We start from the raw sequence: 16746 nt of genomic DNA, 5'->3' as shown, positions 1-16746 counted from the left end.
TATGCGGAGGAGCATGAATGAGCACCTATCTTCCCGATGACGTGCACGACGCTCTGGAGCGCTTCATCGCCGAAAGGCATCCCGGTCTCAACCAGACCGAGGCGATGACGCTTATCCTGCGCAAATGGCTGGTGCGCGAGGGCTATCTGTCGGCGGAGCCCGAACACGGCACCCCGCCGGAGGAACTGAACGCGACCAATGACGATTGAACAAGGCAGCAAGTGACTATGGCCAAACAGCCGCCGGAAGGAGCGGGCCGCAAGGCCGCGCTCGGGCGACGCCTTTTGATTCTGACAATTCTGGCAATTCTGCTCGTGATCGCGCTCGTCTGGACGAGCATTTATCTGTTCGATCCCCATGGCGGTCTGGACTTCGACGATCTTGCTATTTTTGCGTTTAATTTCAATGCGGTAGATATGGTGCTGCACCGCCTTGCGTGAGCGCGTTAATATTTTTGTTACCATTTGAAATATTCATTTTGGCCGCGCCCTGACGTTTAGCGCTTCCGTTTGCCGCCTTTTGCATGGTACACGACTGTCATCGACCGAAAGAATATTGACTGAAACGGGTGTCCCGCGATGCCCGCAAAGCCAAGAGGATCTGGATGGCATTCGAGGACATCAAGGCGGAAATTGCGCTGCTTTTCGAGCAAATGGTGAATCAGCCGCAAGACGCTCATGAAATCCGCGAAACGGTTCGCGAGAAGCTCAATGCGCTGCGCGCAAGCGGCTTGCCTCTGCCGGCCGATCTGGTCGAGCTTGAAAAACGCATCGAACAAGATTTCGATTCCTGAGAACGGGTCCGGTCATGCGTCTCCAGCTTTCTTCTTCTTCCGCTGATATGGTCCGCAAGGGCATTCTGCTTCTGGGTTGCGCCGTGGCGCTCAGCGCCTGCAACACCACCGATGGCGGCAAGCCGGTGAAAACCGCGCTGATCACGCAGACCGATACATCCGGCACGACCGTTGCCGCCGCAGGCGGCGCCGCCGGTGCCACAGCAGATGCCGCAGGCACGGCGACAGCCGATGCGGGCGCTGCCGCCGCTGCTGCTGGAACGCAGACCGTCGCGGCGGTGACCGATCCTTCCGATCCCGTCCTGCCCGCCGTCGTTCCCATTCCCGGCATTCGCGGCCAGTCCGAACCGATGATGGCCTATGCCGGTGCGCAGGCCGCCGCTTCTCCGGCATCCGTTGCTGCCAACATGGCGTTTGAGACGCCGGACAGCGCGCCTAAGGATCTGGACACGCTCATCACCAAATATTCCGTCGCCTATGACGTGCCGGAACGCCTTGTGCGCCGGGTCGTGCATCGTGAAAGCCGGTTCAATCCGGGTGCGCGCAACGGTCCTTATTGGGGCCTGATGCAGATCAGCCATCCGACCGCGCGCGGCATGGGGTATACGGGCGCGGCCAAGGGCCTGCTCGATGCGGAAACCAATCTGAAATATGCGGTGCGCTATCTGTCCGGCGCCTACAAGGTGGCGGGCGGCGACGAAAGCCAGGCGGTCCGCTATTATGCGCGCGGCTATTATTACGATGCCAAGCGCAAGGGGCTGTTGCAGGAAACGGGCCTTGACGGCAGCTGGAAGCGCAGCGGCCCGACCCGTGAGGCAGCCGCGTCCATCCAGCCCGCATCATTGCCGGAAGGTGCCGCCGCACCGCTTCCGGGCGTGGCTCCCATCCAGGCTTCCTACACACCGGCGGCTCAATAGAGCGCACCCGAAAAGTGGAGTCCGGTTTTCGGGATAAGGTGCGCGTCAGAAGAAATGCTCATTGAGCTAACTGTCATCTTGACGCTGCAATCTAATGGCAGTTTCCTGTTGAGAGCGCATTTCGATCTGATCTGATCGGACCGGCGCTCTATCTCCATGTTTCACGCGCATCTTTTCCGAAAACCGTTCCACACTTTCGCGATGCGCTCTGGAACCGACGACAGGAAGACCGCATGAATGTGAGATTGCCGCACCCCATCAAGTGGAAATATGACCGGGCCGAATTGTGGGCCGATGGCGTCATCCATGTTCTGGGTGTGGGGCTGGCGCTTGTCGGCGCGGTTGCCATGCTGGTCCATTTCCTGCCGAACATGCCGGCAGTGACCTCGATCTCGTCGGGCGTCTATCTCGTAAGCCTTCTGGTGGCGCTCGGAATTTCGGCTGTCTACAATATCTGGCCGGTTTCCCCGACCAAATGGTTCCTGCGCCGTTTCGACCATTCGGCGATCTACCTGCTGATTGCCGGAACCTACACGCCCTTTGCCATGCATATGGGCGACCGTGCGCTGCCGCTGCTGCTTTTCGTGTGGAGCGTGGCTTCGGTCGGCATCACGCTGAAACTGTTCATGCCGGGGCGTTTCGACCGGCTGTCGATCCTGCTTTATCTAGCGCTCGGCTGGAGTGGCGTCATGGTTTATGACACCATGGTGCAGTCGCTGCCGCCAGCGGTCTTCTGGCTGATTGCAGCCGGCGGCATAATCTATTCGCTGGGCGTGATCTTCCATGTCTGGGAGCGGCTGCGGTTCCAGAATGCCATCTGGCACGGCTTTGTCGTGGTGGGCGCGGCGCTGCATTATTGTGCTGTGTTCGTTGTCGGCACATGGAACTGAAGTCCGGTCTATTTCGGCTCTGACGGCCTGCAAATGGCACACTTCTGCGCTTCCGGTGCTCATGTGCTTTTCGTTGGCGCGTGGAACTAACGAAAAGGGCGGCATCCCGGATTCAGCTTATGACGTGCCGAAAATGGTGTTTTGCGAGAACCGGAGCGGAGTGTACTTTAAGGTACATGAGCACCGGAAGCGCAGCAAAGCGCCATTTGCAGGCCGTCAGAAGCTGAATCCTAATGGAAGTCCCGTGAGTTCGGCATGATTTTTACATTTCGCGGATGATGCGCCATCTGGGATGGGGCGACGAGGCGCTGCGCTTCGCGCCCGCTCATCTCGATCAGCGCTGCCGAACGGTCCTGCAATTTCGCCGCCACCAGATGCACCACCCCTTCGGGGCTGCGCTGGATGCGGCCTTCGATATGGATCAGCCGCGCCCCCATCACTTCGCGGCGAAACGCCTTCATGATCTTCGGCCAGACGACGATATTGGCGATGCCGGTTTCATCCTCGATGGTGAGGAACACCACGCCCTTGGCGCTGCCGGGGCGCTGGCGCACGGTGACGACGCCCGCCACTTTCATGCGGCGTCCGTCGGCGCCTTCCTGCACGGCGCGGCAGGTGGAAACGCCTTCCGTCGCAAGCCCCTCGCGCAGATATTGCAGCGGATGCCCTTTCAGCGAAAGCCGCGTCGTCTCGTAATCGGCAATCACATGCTCGGATGCCGCCATTTCGGGAAGTTTTGTGCGCGGTTCCTCCGCCAGCTCGCTGGTCGCTGCGGCGCGGAACAGCGGCAGCGTTTCGTCATTGGGCAGGCGGCGCACGGCCCACAATGCGGCGCGGCGGTCGATATCGAGCGAGCCGAAGGCATCGGCATCGGCCAGAAGAGTGAAGGCGCGCCGGTCGAGCCGCAGCCGCCGGTGCATGTCCTCGATAGTGCTGTAGGGCTCCTGCCGGTCGGCAATCAGGAGTTCGGTGTCCCGTTTGGAAAAACCGTCGATCTGGCGGAAGCCGAGCCGCAGCGCCAGGCGAATATCGGGCGTTTCCTCCAGAATATTATCCCATTGGCTGAAATTCACATCGACGGGCAGCACCGTCACGCCATGCTCGCGGGCATCGCGCACGATCTGGGCGGGCGCGTAAAAACCCATGGGCTGGGAATTGAGAAGGGCGGCGGCGAACACTTCCGGATGGTGGCATTTGAGCCATGCGGAAATATAGACCAGATGCGCAAAGCTCGCCGCATGGCTTTCGGGAAAGCCATATTCGCCGAAGCCCTTGATCTGATTGAAGCAGTTTTCGGCAAAGGTCCGCTCGTAGCCGCGCCTGACCATGCCTTCGATCATCTTTTGCTCCATCGTATGGATGGTGCCCATCTTGCGGAAGGTGGCCATGGCGCGGCGCAGCTGGTTGGCCTCATCGGGGGTGAATTTTGCGGCCTCCATGGCAATGCGCATCGCCTGTTCCTGAAAAAGCGGGACGCCCATCGTCTTGCCGAGAATCTGCCGCAGCTCGTCCGGCGGGCCGTGCTCCGGCGCGGGCGAAGGCAAGGTGGAGGGCTCCTGTCCGTTTCGCCGGCGCAGGTAAGGATGCACCATGTCGCCCTGAATGGGGCCGGGGCGCACAATGGCGACCTCGATGACGAGATCGTAGAACTCACGCGGTTTCAGGCGTGGCAGCATGTTCATCTGGGCGCGGCTTTCCACCTGAAACACGCCGAGCGAATCGCCCGTGCACAGCATGTCGTAGACGCGCTTGTCTTCGCGCGGCAGATTGGCCAGCGTCAGCTTTTCGCCGCCATAAAGCTGCGGCTTGTGCTGGTGAATGAGGTCCAATGCCTTGCGGATGCAGGTGAGCATGCCGAGCGACAGAACATCGACCTTCATCAGCCCCACCTCGTCGATATCGTCCTTGTCCCATTCGATGAAGGAGCGGTCCTTCATTGCCGCCGGGCCGATGGGCACGGTCTCGTCCAGCCGGTCGCGGGTGAGCACGAAACCGCCGACATGCTGCGACAGATGACGCGGAAAGCCGATCAGCGTGATGGCGAGTTCCACCGCGCGCCGGATGATGGGGTTCTCGGGATCAAGGCCCGCCTGTCTTATATGCTGCTTGTCGATGCCGCCGCCCGATATGCCCCACACCGTATTGGCGAGCGCCGCCGTCACGTCTTCGGTCAGGCCCAGCGCCTTGCCGACATCGCGAATGGCGCTGCGGGACCGATAGCTGATGACGGTCGCGACAATGGCGGCGCGGTCCCTTGAGTAGCGGTCATAGACATATTGCATCACCTCTTCGCGGCGCTCATGCTCGAAATCGACATCGATATCCGGCGGTTCCTGCCGCTCGGCGGAGATGAAGCGCTCGAACAGGAGGTCCACTTCCGTCGGGTTCACGCCGGTAATGCCGAGGCAGAAACAGACGACGGAATTGGCCGCCGAGCCGCGCCCCTGACACAGAATCTCTTCTTTGCGGGCATAGTTCACAATGTCATAGACGGTGAGAAAATAGGGTTCGTATTGAAGCTGGGCAATCAGCGCCAGCTCCTTGTTGATCAGCGCCTGCACCTTGGGCGGGATCGTGTCCGCGCCGTAATGGCGGGCAGCGCCTTCCCAGGTGAGATCATGAAGATGCTGCCGTGCCGTCTTGCCGGGCGGAATGGGTTCATCGGGATAGGCATATTTCAGCTCGTCAAGCCGGAAGGTGATGGGCGCCGCGAAATCGGCGGTCGCCGCGACGGCTTCGGGATAATCGCGGAACAGCCGCAGCATTTCCTTCGGCGGTTTCAGATGACGTTCGGCATTCTTTTCCAGAAGCCGCCCGGCTGCAAAAACAGTCGTGTAGTGGCGGGTTGCCGTCAGCACGTCCTGAAGCGCGCGGCGGTCGGGATGATGATAGAGCACGTCATTGGTGGCGATCAGTGGCACATTGGCTTCGGCTGCGAAACGGGCGATGCGTTCCGCGCGGCGCCCGTCGTGCCCCTGATGCGGCATGGCGAGAGCCAGCCAGACGGAGCCGGGGGCGGCCTTGGCGATATCCGCCAGGCGGTCGGCAAAGTCCGGCCTGTCGTCCTCGGGAGGAAAGACCGCGATCTGGAATTGCCGGGCGCGAAACAGCAGGTCGCTCCATTCGAGATGGCATTCCCCCTTGGCGGCGGCGCGGGTCTTGCCTTCGGTCAGCAGGCGGCACAATTGCCCATAGGCGGCGCGATCACGCGGATAGACGACCATGTCCGGCGTTCCGTCGGTGAAGGACAGGCGGCAGCCGATGAACAGCCGGAAATCGCTCTTGTCGCGAAATTCCTTCCATGCCGCATGGGCGCGCACCACACCGGCGAGCGTGTTGCGGTCGGCAATGCCTATGCCGGACAGGCCAAGCGCATGGGCTTGCAAAACCAGTTCCTGCGGATGCGATGCGCCGCAAAGGAAGGAAAAATTGCTGGCAGTAGCCATTTCAAAAAATTGTGCCATCACGCAAACAACCCATGCAGAAACCAGCGCGGATGATTGAGACCGTCATAAAGCCCCTCGCGAAAAATCCAGAAACGCTGGCCGTTTTCGTCCTCCACCCGGTAATAATCACGCAGTTCCGGCACGTTCTGGCCGATTGCACGCCACCATTCCGGCTCGATCCGTTCCGGCCCTTCGGCAAGGCGCACCTGATGGCGCACCCGCCGCCACAGGAAGAAGGAAGGCGGACTGTCAGGCACTTCCGCCACGCTTTCGATCAATTGCGGCGGGCGAAACAGTTTTATGGGGCGCGCGGGCGGATCGCCGGGAAGCACTGGGGAAAGCGCCGGGGGAAGCCCTGAGGGAAGCATCGGAACGCTTTCATGACCGGCTTCGCCCTTGCCGTCCGTATGGAGGGCAGGGCGCAGGCCGAAGGCGCGTTCGGGAATATGGGTGTTGCGCGAAAAGGAAACGAGAACGCGGTCCTGTCCAAGCCGCGCCGAAAGCCGGTCGACAAGCTGGCTGAAACCCGCTTCATCCTCCTCATGCTGGTCGAGCCCCGTCTGGCGCTGGGCGACGGGTGCGCAGCGCAACGCCGCCAGCCGGATCATGTCGAAGCCGAAACCGGCGTCGAGGGGAGAGGTCAAGGCGTTGAGCCTTTCGCGGGCAAGGCGCAGAAAAACCCTGTCGTCGCGCAAGGGCTGGCCGGTTTCGATATGGATATGGCGCACGTCGCCATCGACACGGAAGAAGGAGGCCTCGATCAGCAGCGCGCCCTTGCCCTCCGGTTCAAGCTGCGCAAAAAGCGCCTGCGCCAGTTCCTGCAATATGTGTTCGACCAGCTCCATCCCCGTGACGGGTTCCGACAGGCGGCGTTCGGCGGTGCGGAGCGGCAGGATGCGCAAGGGGGAAATCGGCGCCCGCTCGCGTCGCGCCAGCCGGTCGAGCCGGGTCGCAAGATCGGTGCCGAAACGGGCGGTGAGCGCGGCGCGCGGAAGCCCCATCACATCGCCGATGCGTTTCAGCCCGGCGCGCTTGAGTCCGGTTTCGGCGGCTTGCGTCAGTTCAAGCGCGGAAAGCGGCAGGCGGGGAAGCTGCCGGTCGGCCTCCGCCTTGCTAAAGACACCGCCCTTCGTTCCCCGTGCCAGAAGCCGTGCGGCAAAACTGTTGTCGGCAATCGCTGCCTGCACCTTCAGCCCGGCGCGTTCGATGCGGCCGATGGCGTCGGCGCGCATGGCGGCGAGCCCGCCGAACAGATGCGCGCAGCCGGTTATGTCGAGCATCAGCCCATGCGGCTCATCATAGGCGACGAGCGGAGTGTAGCGCTCGCACCAATGGGCAAGGCGCTTGAGCAATGCCGCATCCTGTTCTGGTGCTGCGGCCGCCACTTCCAGCCTTTCCACGCGGGCGCGGGCATCCGTCAGCGCCATGCCGGGGAAAAGACCGAGCCTTGCCGCCGCCGCATCCACCGCCGTCAGGCGCAGCGCATTGGCCGTGCGCTCGGTCACCACCAGGGGCGGGCGCTCCCTGCCGTCATGCGGAACGGCGCGGCGAAGCCGGTCGGTCGGCAGAAACGGAAACCACAGGGCGAGAAACAAGCGTTCTGCCGTCCCGTTCTCGTGCACCAAATTCAAGGGTTTCATTGTTCCATTCCATGATCCATTGTCCGCATGTGCCGTGGCGGTTGCGCTCCAGCACGGCGGAAAAGGCGGGCTTTCCCGGCGCACTCGCTCCGCTTGAACGCGATGGCGCGGGCGCCACCCGCCAGCGGCTGACGGCAGCGCTTTGCACCGCCGTCCGGTGGCTCCTGAGCAGGATGACGGGCAGCTGCGCGGTTTCTGTTGCAAGAAGCAGGCGGCGCGAGGCGGTGAGGTCGAGACATTTCGGCTGGCCTGTCACCGAGGCGACGACGCCGGAAACAAGATGCGAGGCCTTGCCGCCGCTGCCCGCTTCCAGCGCATCGTTTGCCGCTTTCAGCACATCCTGCGCCGTGGGGCAGCGCACGATCAGAAGCCGCGACGGATCGATGCCGAAGGCATGGAGCCCCGGCGGATAAAGCCCGCCATATTCGCTTGCAGCCTTTTCCTCCTCGATCCAGATGATGGGGCGCCGATATTGTGTGGAGCGCTCGGCCGCGCGGGCGGCAAAGGCGAGCGCAAAGCCGGTCGCCGCCATATGCGCGCCCGGATTTTCGGCAAAGACCTCGTGCAGCGCATCGCCCGCCAGACCATGCGGAAAGGCGGCATCGGCCCCGGCAAGGCCAAGCGTGAAACTGCGGGCGCGCGCAAAACCGCACCTGTCCTCGCTTCCTGTCCTGCTGGCAAAACTGCCTTGCGGATCATTGCCTGCAATGGCCGTAACCATGCGCCGCAACGCCGCGATGTCGATGCCGCTCACGTTCGATTCCTGTCAAATTGTTCTCTATTTGTTCTAGTATTGAATCGAGCGAGGCAAGAGTCAAGCGGGATCCGTCGGCGGGATCAGTCGGCGGGATCAGCCGGGAGCATGTGTGGATAAGAAAAATCCCTCCCTGGAGCGCCCTGCGTCCATTGGGACGCACAAAGGTCGCTCTGAGAGGAAGCATTTATCGTCATGCGATCAGCTGGCACCCCAGTTGCAAATTCGTCGGGCCGTGGCGAAAGAGTGACTTTCGAGTACCGGAGCGGTGCGTATTTGAAGGTAGGCGGGCCCCGGAAGGCAGACAAGGCGCTCTTTCAGCCCCGGCCTCACGAAGAATGCAACTGTAGTATCAGGCAGCTTCACGGAAAGGCACGCCTGCCAGTTGCTCCAGATGACCGGGCAGGTCCGTGCCAGCGCCAGCCGCATTGATCGTGTCGAAATAATCATGCCAGCCGGTGGCGGTGATTCCGGCAATCAGCATGTCGAGGGCTGCTTCGTCCGGGAAACGCCAGATGGCGAAGAAATTCTGACCGGGTGCAAAAGGCTTTGTCGCGTCGACAGGCCCCAACGCCAAAGCCTCGATACCGAGCGCCGCAAGTCCGCCCATGCCCGCGCCGACTTTCTCGAAGAAGGCCTGCCGGCCTTCAGCATCGAGTGCGTGCCAGCTCGATTTCGGGGAATAAAGCTCGGCGAGGTAATAGGTCATGTCATATCCCTTAGGGTTTCATTGATCTTGAAGGAGCGACCGGCATCGGTGCGGCTCCAGATGCGGCGCAGCAAGGTGCTGAGAAGCTGCTGTTCGCCTGACGAGAGATCGCTCATCAGGCTTGCAATCCATGCGGTATGTTGTTCGAAAAGCTGTTGCGCCAGCAGCACTCCTTCGGATGTCAGCCGGACAGTCAGCTTGCGGCGGTCCGCGCTATCCGCGTGGCGCTTGAGGAAACCGTCGCGCTCCAGCCCGTCCAGCAGGCCGGTGATGGTGGCGCGCGTGACGCCTGCGCGTTCCGAAAGCGCGTGCGGCGAGAGGCCCTCGGGCGCATCGTGCAGCAGAAACAGCAGGACGAACTTGCCCTCAGAAAGCTTGTGCGGCGCCAGTCGGCTGGCGCAATCCCGGTCAATGGCCGCAGCAAGCGACAAGACTTCAAAACAGGCTTTCAGCGCGTCGGTGGACGGGCTGTGCCGGCGTTCCATTTCGCCCAGAAGGGCACGGTGCTTTTGCTCGATAATTTCCATACGGCACCTTATAGTAAGGTACCGTATTAAATGCAAATGATTTGATTGGCTGAGGAGAAAGAGTAGAAAGCTTGAACGATGCGCATATACGGTTTATATATGGTTCGTATATCAAACGCTTATTCTGGACACTGTTATGGGTATCGTAAAGATCGGTGACGAGCTGCATGAAGAACTGCGCAAGGCGAGCGACGTCATGTGCCGTTCGATCAATGCGCAGGCTGAATACTGGATGAAGATCGGCATGCTGGCGCAGGCCCATCCCGACCTGTCGTTCAACGAGATCGTGCAGATGCAGTTGCGCGCAGCGCAGGTTGAGCTGCCGGTTCTGCCGGTGCTGGAAGTGCAGCCGTCATGACCAAGACGCCGGCCGAAGTGGAAAAGATGGCGGCATCCGGCGCGCTGCTCGCCTCGGTTTTTGCCCTTCTCGACCGTACCCCGCTGGCGGGCATGACCACGATGCAGGTCAACGATCTGGTCGAGGACTACATCACCCGCGAATTGCAGGCGCGGCCTGCCAGCAAGGGGCAATATGACTATCCTTATGTGCTGAACAGCTCCAGGAACGAGGTCGTCTGCCATGGCATGCCGTCGAATGACGAGATCATTCAAAACGGCGAGATCATCAACTTCGACATCACGCTGGAAAAGGACGGCTATATCGCCGATTCCAGCAAGACCTACATGGTGGGCGAAGTTGCGCCCTTTGCCTCGCGGCTGGTCCGCGTGACCTATGAGGCGCTGTGGAAGGGAATTGCCGCCGTGCGCCCCGGCGCGACGCTCGGCGATATCGGCCATGCCATCGAACGCCACGCCAAGCGGCATGATTACAGCATCGTGCGGGAATATTGCGGCCATGGCATCGGTCGCGAAATGCACGAGGAACCGCAGGTCCTGCATTTCGGCAAGCCCGGCACCGGGGTTCGCCTGCGCGAAGGCATGGTGTTCACCATCGAGCCGATGCTCAATCAGGGTACGGCCAAGGTGAAGCAGGAAAAGGACGGCTGGACGGTGGTGACGCGTGACGGCAAACTGTCAGCGCAGTTCGAGCACACGGTCGCCGTCACGGCCAATGGCGTGCGGGTGCTGACCTTGCGTCCCGGTGAGGAAAAGATGCTGGCGGCAATCAAGAACGCAGTCTGACATCATCAAATTTTGCCGGCCATCCAGAGCAGAAAGACAATCGTCCCGCCCACGCTCATTCCAGCGGCAAGAATGGTTCCAGCGATGACGGGCGCGAGTTTCAGGACCGAAACATGGGGCGTTATTTCCAGCCGGAAATTCGCCCTGATCTTTTCAGGGGTCAGGCAGGTGATTTCGTAATCCCCGGCTGTCATGCAGTCGAAATATCCCAAGGCATGGGAAGCATTGCCGCGCATATCCGTCCGCCGGACGCTCAACAGAAAGCGGCTTGTGGAATGATAGGCAATCGGCGCGCCGGTCGCGCGCGACTTGATGGCAAACTGCGTTGAGAAATAGGCTGTGCCGGGGAAAATGGTAAACGGCGGAAACACGATGCTGATCGCGTATCGCCCGGCGTTTGGCAAATGAAAGACGTGTGGCCGGGCGTTGCCCGCAAACTGGTGGCGGACCTCAGGCGCAATGATTTTCCATAGAATGGAAATGCAGCGGACCAGCAGATAAATGCCAAGCAGAATGCAGGCAGGCAGGGCCAGATAGACAGACAAGATTCACGTCCTGCTCTAAAAACAAAAAGCCCGCCGGGAAGGCGGGCTTTTGTCCGGGTTGGATATGCTTATTTGCGATCACGCGCGGCGAGCGTGCGCAGACGCAGCGCATTGAGCTTGATGAAGCCTGCGGCGTCCTTCTGGTCGTAGGCGCCCTGATCGTCTTCGAAGGTGACGAGCTTGTCGGAATAGAGCGACTTTTCCGATTCACGGCCGATCACCATCACATTGCCCTTGTAGAGCTTGAGCGTGACTTCGCCTTCGACATGGCGCTGGCTGTGATCGATTGCCGCCTGCAGCATTTCGCGTTCCGGCGAGAACCAGAAGCCGTAATAGATGAGTTCCGCATAGCGCGGCATCAGTTCGTCTTTCAGGTGCGCCGCACCACGGTCGAGCGTGATGGATTCGATGGCGCGGTGTGCGGCAAGCAGGATCGTGCCGCCCGGCGTTTCGTAGACGCCGCGGGACTTCATGCCGACGAAGCGGTTTTCCACGAGGTCGAGACGGCCGATGCCGTTGTCGCGGCCATAGTCGTTGAGCTTGGCAAGCAGTGTCGCAGGCGACAGGCGCTCGCCGTTGATCGAAACGGCGTCGCCCTTTTCAAAGCCAATCTTGATGATCGTTGCCTTGTCGGGCGCGGTTTCCGGCGAAATGGTGCGCATATGCACATATTCGGGAGCCTCGACAGCCGGATCTTCCAGAACCTTGCCCTCGGACGAGGAGTGCAGCAGGTTGGCGTCGACGGAGAACGGCGCTTCGCCCTTCTTGTCCTTGGCGACGGGGATCTGATGCTGTTCGGCGAATTCCAGCAGATGGGTGCGGCTCTTGAACGACCAGTCGCGCCACGGGGCGATGATCTTGATGTCCGGGTTCAGCGCGTAAGCGGAAAGCTCGAAACGAACCTGGTCGTTGCCCTTGCCGGTCGCGCCATGCGCGATGGCGTCGGCGCCGGTCTTCCTGGCGATGTCGATCAGGTGCTTGGAGATCAGCGGGCGGGCAATCGAGGTGCCGAGCAGGTAGACGCCTTCATAGACGGCATTGGCGCGGAACATCGGGAAGACGAAATCGCGCACGAATTCTTCGCGCACGTCCTCGATGAAGATTTCCTTGATGCCCAGCATTTCCGCCTTCTTGCGGGCCGGTTCAAGTTCTTCGCCCTGGCCCAGATCGGCGGTAAAGGTCACGACTTCCGCGCCCAGTTCCGTCTGAAGCCACTTCAGGATGATCGAGGTGTCGAGGCCGCCCGAATAGGCGAGAACGACTTTCTTAACGTCTTTCCACTTGCTCATAATTCACTTCCGTCTGATGCGGTGGCGGTTGGAGCGGAACTCCAACAGATATATCCGCAAGTCTTTTACCAGTTGCCAAGCCGCGTGCAAGCCGACGAACTGCGACTTATCGCGAAAACTCATGCGTATTACGTGATCTGTGGTTCGCCAACTTCATAAATGACGAGATTGCGGTCGCTGATGCCAAGCTCGGGCCATGTCGCGCGCCATGCGGCGATATGGGGGGAGGCGAAATGACGGTCGAGCGAGGCTCTGTCGCGCCAGAATTCCTTGACGTGGATCAGGCCGGGCTCCAGCACGTCCTCGGCATAGCCATAGTCCACGCAGCCATCCTCCGCGCGGCTGGCCGCGATCATGACCCGCATGGCTTCGCGCGCCCGCTCGAGGTTTTCCGGCGGCAGGCGGACGGTCCCCACGATCAGCAGCATTCCGGTCTCCATTCCACTGTTCCCTTTGCCGGGAAATTATTCTAGCGTGCGCCATCTCTTGGAGCACATTTCGATGTCTTTTCTGACGAACCTGACCTTCATCCCCGAATGGACGATCTTTGTCCAGTTCGCGATAGCAACCGCGATCCTTTCCATCACGCCCGGCCCCGACATGACGCTGTTCGTCGGGCGCGCCCTGTCCGAAGGCAAGGCCGCGGGCTTTGCCTGCATGGCTGGCGCCAGCACCGGCATCGTCATCCACACCACCATGGTGGCGCTCGGCCTTTCGGCGCTGATCATCGCTTCTCCGGCTGCCTTCACGGCGCTGAAAATCGTAGGCGCGGGCTATCTGGTCTTTCTGGCCGTGCAGGCGATCCGCAAGGGATCGGCCTTCTCGCCGGAAAAGAATGGCGGCAAGAAGCATACGCTGTTCCAGAACTGGCTGACGGGGCTTGGCATCAACCTGCTCAATCCGAAGATCATCCTGTTCAACATGACCTTCCTGCCGCAGTTCGTCTCGGCCCATGACCCGCATGCCATGGGCAAATTGTTCTTCCTCGGCCTGTCGTTCATTCCGATGGCGCTGCCCTTCACCATTCCGATGGTGGTGGCAGCGGACCGTTTCGCCGGGCTCCTGAAAAAGAACCCGACCGTGACGCGCATCGTGGACTGGATGTTTGCGGGCGTATTCTCGGCCTTCGCGCTGAAGATCATCACCGCACAGGCGAAGTAAAAATCAGTTGGTCGGGCGGGATAGAAGCCGTCCGGCATTGCGGCCAGCGAGCAGCCAGTAGACGAAGCTGCCGACGACGCCGGCGCCTGCTATGGCTGCAATCCAGAGCGAGCTTTCCTGTACGCTCCGGTTATCGCTGAACGGAAGCGATGCGCTAGCTGCCGCAAGCCCGATCAGTGCGCCCGCAACGCAGTAGAACAGCGACGACTTGTAACCGCGCGCTTCCGCCAGGATGATCAGGATGAGGGCGGGCAGGAAGCTGAACCCGCCGGCCAGTACCGCAAGCGCGAAACCGCTGACGAACACGGCGCTCCAGAAGCTGGTGGCCGCGAAGAACGAACCGGCATCCGTATCGCTCGCCATCATGACGAAATCGTTCATGAAGGAATCGATGCCGAGGGTACGGAACAGGATGGCGGCCAGAAACCAGCCTGCCGCCAGTACAGCGCAGCAATAGCCGAACACGACGACGACGAAGCGCATGATATAGTCGAGAGTATCGTTCAAGCGCGCTCCCCCATCGGACTGTTATTCACCATGCCCGGCGATCATCATGGCTTCGAGCGCAAGGCGCTCGCTCTTGCGCATGCGCTCGGATTCCGACTTGAGCTGGCCGCAGGCGGCGAGAATGTCGCGGCCGCGCGGCGTGCGGATCGGCGATGCGTAGCCAGCCGCATTCACATAATCGGCAAATTTCTCGATCTGCTCCCATTCCGAGCACTGGTAATTGGTGCCAGGCCACGGATTGAACGGGATCAGGTTGATCTTGGCCGGAATGCCCTGCAACAGCTTCACCAGAAGCTTGGCGTCCTCAAGGCTGTCATTGATGTCCTTGAGCATCACATATTCGAAGGTGATGCGCTTGGCATTGGACAGGCCCGGATATTCGCGGCAGGCCTTGATGAGCTGTTCCAGCGGATACTTCTTGTTGATCGGCACCAGAATGTCGCGCAACTCGTCGCGCACTGCGTGCAGCGAAATGGCGAGCATGACGCCGATCTCGTCGCCGGTGCGATAGATTTCCGGCACGACGCCGGAGGTCGAAAGCGTGATGCGGCGCTTGGAAAGGGACAGGCCGTCGCCATCGGAGGCGATCAGCAGGGCCTTCTTCACTTCCTCGAAATTATAGAGCGGCTCGCCCATGCCCATCATCACGATATTGGTGATCTTGCGCCCTTCGGCAGGCACCATTGCGCCGTCCGGCGTATCCTTGTCAGGAAAATCGCCAAGCCGGTCACGGGCGGTCAAAAGCTGCGCCAGAATTTCTTCCGAGGTGAGGTTGCGCACCAGCTTCTGCGTGCCGGTATGGCAGAACGAGCAGGTGAGCGTGCAGCCGACCTGGCTGGAAATGCACAGCGTGCCGCGGCCTTCCTCAGGGATATAGACGCTTTCGATTTCGACGGGGCGGCCAGCGCCGCGCGGCGGAAAGCGGAACAGCCACTTGCGGGTGCCATCCTGCGAAATCTGTTCCTCGACCACTTCGGGCCGCGCAATGGTGAAATGCTGCGCCAGCAGGGCGCGCAAATCCTTGGAAATATTGCGCATGTCGGCGAAGTCGGAAACGCCGCGCACATAGAGCCAGTGCCACAGCTGGCTGATACGCATTTTCGTCTGGCGTTCCGGCACGCCGACCTTGATCAGCGCTTGCGCCATTTCCTCGCGTGACATGCCGATAAGCGACGGCTTTGCCTCCAGGCTGGCGCGCGCATGGCGGGCAAGCTGGTCGCGCGTATCATCAATGGTAAGGTCGAACGAAATGGACATCTGTTTTCAACTGTTGGAGACGACCGCCGGAAGCGCGCCGATAAGCTTCGCCAGACAATCTGGCCCGAATTCATGGATAAATAGGGTCCGGCACCTGGCTTTTCGACCCTTGTTGCGCGCGCTCTTAGCACACAATATCGCATTCGTCATCCTACATGGAGTCTTGTCTGCCATGCACGGCTGCGGGAATAGCAGCGCCAAACCAAAAAGCCGGGCACATGGCCCGGCTTCTGAACTCTATCCGATCGTCTGGATCATTTGCACTTCTGGATGGCTTTCAGCGCATCCGAAATGCCCTTCAGCGAATAGGTGTAGTTGGTCTTGGTGCCCCGCTTCGACTGCGCCTGCACCTTCATCTCCGAACCGCCGCGCATGGCTGCGATGAGCTGCGGCTCTTCGGCTGCATTTTCCATCCAGCCCGACTTGCCGTTGACGAACATGTTGAAACTGCGGTTGCCGATGGAGACGACGACCTTGGCATTGGTGTTGAGGTCGTAACCGGCCATGAATTGCGGTTCGAACGAGATGTTCTGGCCGGGCTTCTGGCTCACGAGGAAGAAGTTGTCACCGTGATCGACACTGGCCGGAGCCTTCTGGGTCGGTACGGAGAGGACATAGCAGACCTTGCCGTTGCCCGACTGATAGCTGTAGGCGCCCCAGGCATTGAACTGGCTGATCTGGCTCGGGGTCTGGGCGAGTGCCGAGCCCGCCATCCCAATCATGAACACAGAAGCCGCGACGATCGATTTTCCAAGCATTGGTTTTTACCGGTTCTCTTTCGTTTGCTTCAAACTTGAATATCGGGATGCCGCCGTTCATCACGCCGTCCCGCTCAGTTGCCGATTAAAGTGCCTTAATCTGGGTTACCAAACGGTGAAGTTTCGAAAGAAAACTTTTGAATGAGCAGCCAAGTCGCCCCGCCATCCCTTGATTCAGTTGAATGAAAAGAAAGCGGCGTGAGTAAGGCAGTCGGCTAAGGCAATAAGGCAGTAGGGCAGTAAGGCAGTATGTTAAGGGAATAGGGGAATAAGGGAGTAGGGGAATATGTTTTGTTGCGGACGACCTCAACGCACATATCCTTCTCTGCCCTACTGCCCTACTGCCCTACTGCCCTACTGCCCTACTGCCCTACTGCCCTACTGCCCTACTGCCCTACTGCCCTACTGCC

The 16746-nt window shown here is 60.5% G+C and carries 19 protein-coding genes; 8 read left to right on the top strand and 11 right to left on the bottom strand.

Annotated elements, in window-relative coordinates; genetic code table 11:
* Positions 1–17: 17 nt before the first annotated feature.
* From JNC63_RS13115 to trhA, 5 genes are all read left to right on the top strand, one after another.
* The gene (locus JNC63_RS13115) at positions 18–209 is read left to right on the top strand and encodes a hypothetical protein (protein ID WP_006465790.1); all 192 of its coding nucleotides are present in this window, start codon (positions 18–20) and stop codon (positions 207–209) included.
* Between the two features lie 18 nt (positions 210–227).
* Positions 228–440: a hypothetical protein gene (locus JNC63_RS13110; protein WP_006472953.1), complete on the top strand. Its 213-nt coding sequence runs from the start codon at positions 228–230 to the stop codon at positions 438–440.
* Positions 441–604: 164 nt separating this feature from the next.
* The gene (locus JNC63_RS13105; RefSeq protein ID WP_006472952.1) at positions 605–793 is read left to right on the top strand and encodes a hypothetical protein; all 189 of its coding nucleotides are present in this window, start codon (positions 605–607) and stop codon (positions 791–793) included.
* 14 nt (positions 794–807) lie between these two features.
* Complete coding sequence (locus tag JNC63_RS13100) at positions 808–1710, top strand: lytic transglycosylase domain-containing protein (protein ID WP_063619913.1); 903 nt, start codon at positions 808–810, stop codon at positions 1708–1710.
* A gap of 233 nt (positions 1711–1943) precedes the next feature.
* Positions 1944–2600, top strand: coding sequence for a PAQR family membrane homeostasis protein TrhA (gene trhA, locus JNC63_RS13095; protein WP_063881801.1), 657 nt, complete (start codon positions 1944–1946; stop codon positions 2598–2600).
* Positions 2601–2830: 230 nt separating this feature from the next.
* On the opposite strand, the gene JNC63_RS13090 is transcribed toward trhA, so the two are convergent.
* From JNC63_RS13090 to JNC63_RS13070, 5 genes are all read right to left on the bottom strand, one after another.
* Positions 2831–6064: an error-prone DNA polymerase gene (locus tag JNC63_RS13090; protein WP_063619915.1), complete on the bottom strand. Its 3234-nt coding sequence runs from the start codon at positions 6062–6064 to the stop codon at positions 2831–2833.
* Entirely contained in the window at positions 6064–7641 is a 1578-nt protein-coding gene (locus JNC63_RS13085; RefSeq protein WP_063619916.1) for a Y-family DNA polymerase, read from the bottom strand. The genes JNC63_RS13090 and JNC63_RS13085 overlap by 1 nt, the downstream gene beginning before the upstream one ends.
* Positions 7577–8440 carry an ImuA family protein gene (locus JNC63_RS13080; RefSeq protein WP_006465797.1) on the bottom strand — a complete coding sequence of 288 codons (864 nt, stop codon included), beginning with the start codon at positions 8438–8440 and terminating at the stop codon, positions 7577–7579. Before JNC63_RS13080 ends, JNC63_RS13085 begins: the two co-directional genes overlap by 65 nt.
* A 352-nt stretch (positions 8441–8792) precedes the next feature.
* Positions 8793–9149 (bottom strand): DUF6616 family protein, encoded by a 357-nt coding sequence (locus JNC63_RS13075; protein ID WP_063619917.1) that lies wholly within the window; start codon positions 9147–9149, stop codon positions 8793–8795.
* Positions 9146–9676, bottom strand: coding sequence for a MarR family winged helix-turn-helix transcriptional regulator (locus tag JNC63_RS13070; RefSeq protein ID WP_063619918.1), 531 nt, complete (start codon positions 9674–9676; stop codon positions 9146–9148). Before JNC63_RS13070 ends, JNC63_RS13075 begins: the two co-directional genes overlap by 4 nt.
* A 136-nt stretch (positions 9677–9812) precedes the next feature.
* Here JNC63_RS13070 and JNC63_RS13065 point away from each other — a divergent pair, with 136 nt between their 5' ends.
* Both JNC63_RS13065 and map read left to right on the top strand, forming a co-directional pair.
* Positions 9813–10034, top strand: a complete 222-nt coding sequence (locus tag JNC63_RS13065; protein WP_006472948.1) for a ParD-like family protein — start codon at positions 9813–9815, stop codon at positions 10032–10034.
* Positions 10031–10819: a type I methionyl aminopeptidase gene (gene map / locus JNC63_RS13060; protein WP_063619919.1), complete on the top strand. Its 789-nt coding sequence runs from the start codon at positions 10031–10033 to the stop codon at positions 10817–10819. The genes JNC63_RS13065 and map overlap by 4 nt, the downstream gene beginning before the upstream one ends.
* Before the next feature lie 5 nt (positions 10820–10824).
* Here the strand turns inward: map and JNC63_RS13055 are convergent, their stop codons facing one another.
* The 3 genes from JNC63_RS13055 to JNC63_RS13045 form a co-directional block, all read right to left on the bottom strand.
* The gene (locus JNC63_RS13055; RefSeq protein WP_241084705.1) at positions 10825–11364 is read right to left on the bottom strand and encodes a hypothetical protein; all 540 of its coding nucleotides are present in this window, start codon (positions 11362–11364) and stop codon (positions 10825–10827) included.
* Positions 11365–11432: 68 nt separating this feature from the next.
* Positions 11433–12653, bottom strand: coding sequence for an argininosuccinate synthase (locus tag JNC63_RS13050; RefSeq protein ID WP_006465803.1), 1221 nt, complete (start codon positions 12651–12653; stop codon positions 11433–11435).
* A gap of 128 nt (positions 12654–12781) precedes the next feature.
* Entirely contained in the window at positions 12782–13081 is a 300-nt protein-coding gene (locus JNC63_RS13045; RefSeq protein ID WP_063620066.1) for a putative quinol monooxygenase, read from the bottom strand.
* 73 nt (positions 13082–13154) lie between these two features.
* On the opposite strand from JNC63_RS13045, the gene JNC63_RS13040 reads away from it, so the two are divergent.
* Positions 13155–13814 carry a LysE family translocator gene (locus JNC63_RS13040; RefSeq protein ID WP_006472946.1) on the top strand — a complete coding sequence of 220 codons (660 nt, stop codon included), beginning with the start codon at positions 13155–13157 and terminating at the stop codon, positions 13812–13814.
* A 3-nt stretch (positions 13815–13817) separates the two neighbouring features.
* On the opposite strand, the gene JNC63_RS13035 is transcribed toward JNC63_RS13040, so the two are convergent.
* The 3 genes from JNC63_RS13035 to JNC63_RS13025 form a co-directional block, all read right to left on the bottom strand.
* Positions 13818–14321 (bottom strand): hypothetical protein, encoded by a 504-nt coding sequence (locus tag JNC63_RS13035; RefSeq protein ID WP_063619920.1) that lies wholly within the window; start codon positions 14319–14321, stop codon positions 13818–13820.
* A 21-nt stretch (positions 14322–14342) separates the two neighbouring features.
* The gene (rlmN, locus tag JNC63_RS13030; protein WP_021587727.1) at positions 14343–15578 is read right to left on the bottom strand and encodes a dual-specificity RNA methyltransferase RlmN; all 1236 of its coding nucleotides are present in this window, start codon (positions 15576–15578) and stop codon (positions 14343–14345) included.
* A gap of 254 nt (positions 15579–15832) precedes the next feature.
* A complete protein-coding gene (locus tag JNC63_RS13025; RefSeq protein ID WP_006465808.1) occupies positions 15833–16336 on the bottom strand; it encodes an invasion associated locus B family protein in 504 nt (167 codons plus the stop codon).
* Positions 16337–16746: the final 410 nt, after the last annotated feature.

The organism is Brucella ciceri, from assembly GCF_041930145.1.
GTDB lineage: Bacteria > Pseudomonadota > Alphaproteobacteria > Rhizobiales > Rhizobiaceae > Brucella > Brucella intermedia.
This window is presented reverse-complemented; position numbering and strand designations above follow the sequence as displayed.

Coding starts and splice junctions, on each gene's coding strand:
- JNC63_RS13065 (WP_006472948.1), top strand. CDS start 9,813: ATGGGTATCGTAAAGATCGGTGACGAGCTGCATGAAGAACTGCGCAAG.
- rlmN (WP_021587727.1), bottom strand. CDS start 15,578: ATGTCCATTTCGTTCGACCTTACCATTGATGATACGCGCGACCAGCTT.
- map (WP_063619919.1), top strand. CDS start 10,031: ATGACCAAGACGCCGGCCGAAGTGGAAAAGATGGCGGCATCCGGCGCG.
- JNC63_RS13075 (WP_063619917.1), bottom strand. CDS start 9,149: ATGACCTATTACCTCGCCGAGCTTTATTCCCCGAAATCGAGCTGGCAC.
- trhA (WP_063881801.1), top strand. CDS start 1,944: ATGAATGTGAGATTGCCGCACCCCATCAAGTGGAAATATGACCGGGCC.
- JNC63_RS13025 (WP_006465808.1), bottom strand. CDS start 16,336: ATGCTTGGAAAATCGATCGTCGCGGCTTCTGTGTTCATGATTGGGATG.
- JNC63_RS13105 (WP_006472952.1), top strand. CDS start 605: ATGGCATTCGAGGACATCAAGGCGGAAATTGCGCTGCTTTTCGAGCAA.
- JNC63_RS13110 (WP_006472953.1), top strand. CDS start 228: ATGGCCAAACAGCCGCCGGAAGGAGCGGGCCGCAAGGCCGCGCTCGGG.
- JNC63_RS13090 (WP_063619915.1), bottom strand. CDS start 6,064: ATGGCACAATTTTTTGAAATGGCTACTGCCAGCAATTTTTCCTTCCTT.
- JNC63_RS13100 (WP_063619913.1), top strand. CDS start 808: ATGCGTCTCCAGCTTTCTTCTTCTTCCGCTGATATGGTCCGCAAGGGC.
- JNC63_RS13070 (WP_063619918.1), bottom strand. CDS start 9,676: ATGGAAATTATCGAGCAAAAGCACCGTGCCCTTCTGGGCGAAATGGAA.
- JNC63_RS13045 (WP_063620066.1), bottom strand. CDS start 13,081: ATGCTGCTGATCGTGGGGACCGTCCGCCTGCCGCCGGAAAACCTCGAG.
- JNC63_RS13040 (WP_006472946.1), top strand. CDS start 13,155: ATGTCTTTTCTGACGAACCTGACCTTCATCCCCGAATGGACGATCTTT.
- JNC63_RS13115 (WP_006465790.1), top strand. CDS start 18: ATGAGCACCTATCTTCCCGATGACGTGCACGACGCTCTGGAGCGCTTC.
- JNC63_RS13050 (WP_006465803.1), bottom strand. CDS start 12,653: ATGAGCAAGTGGAAAGACGTTAAGAAAGTCGTTCTCGCCTATTCGGGC.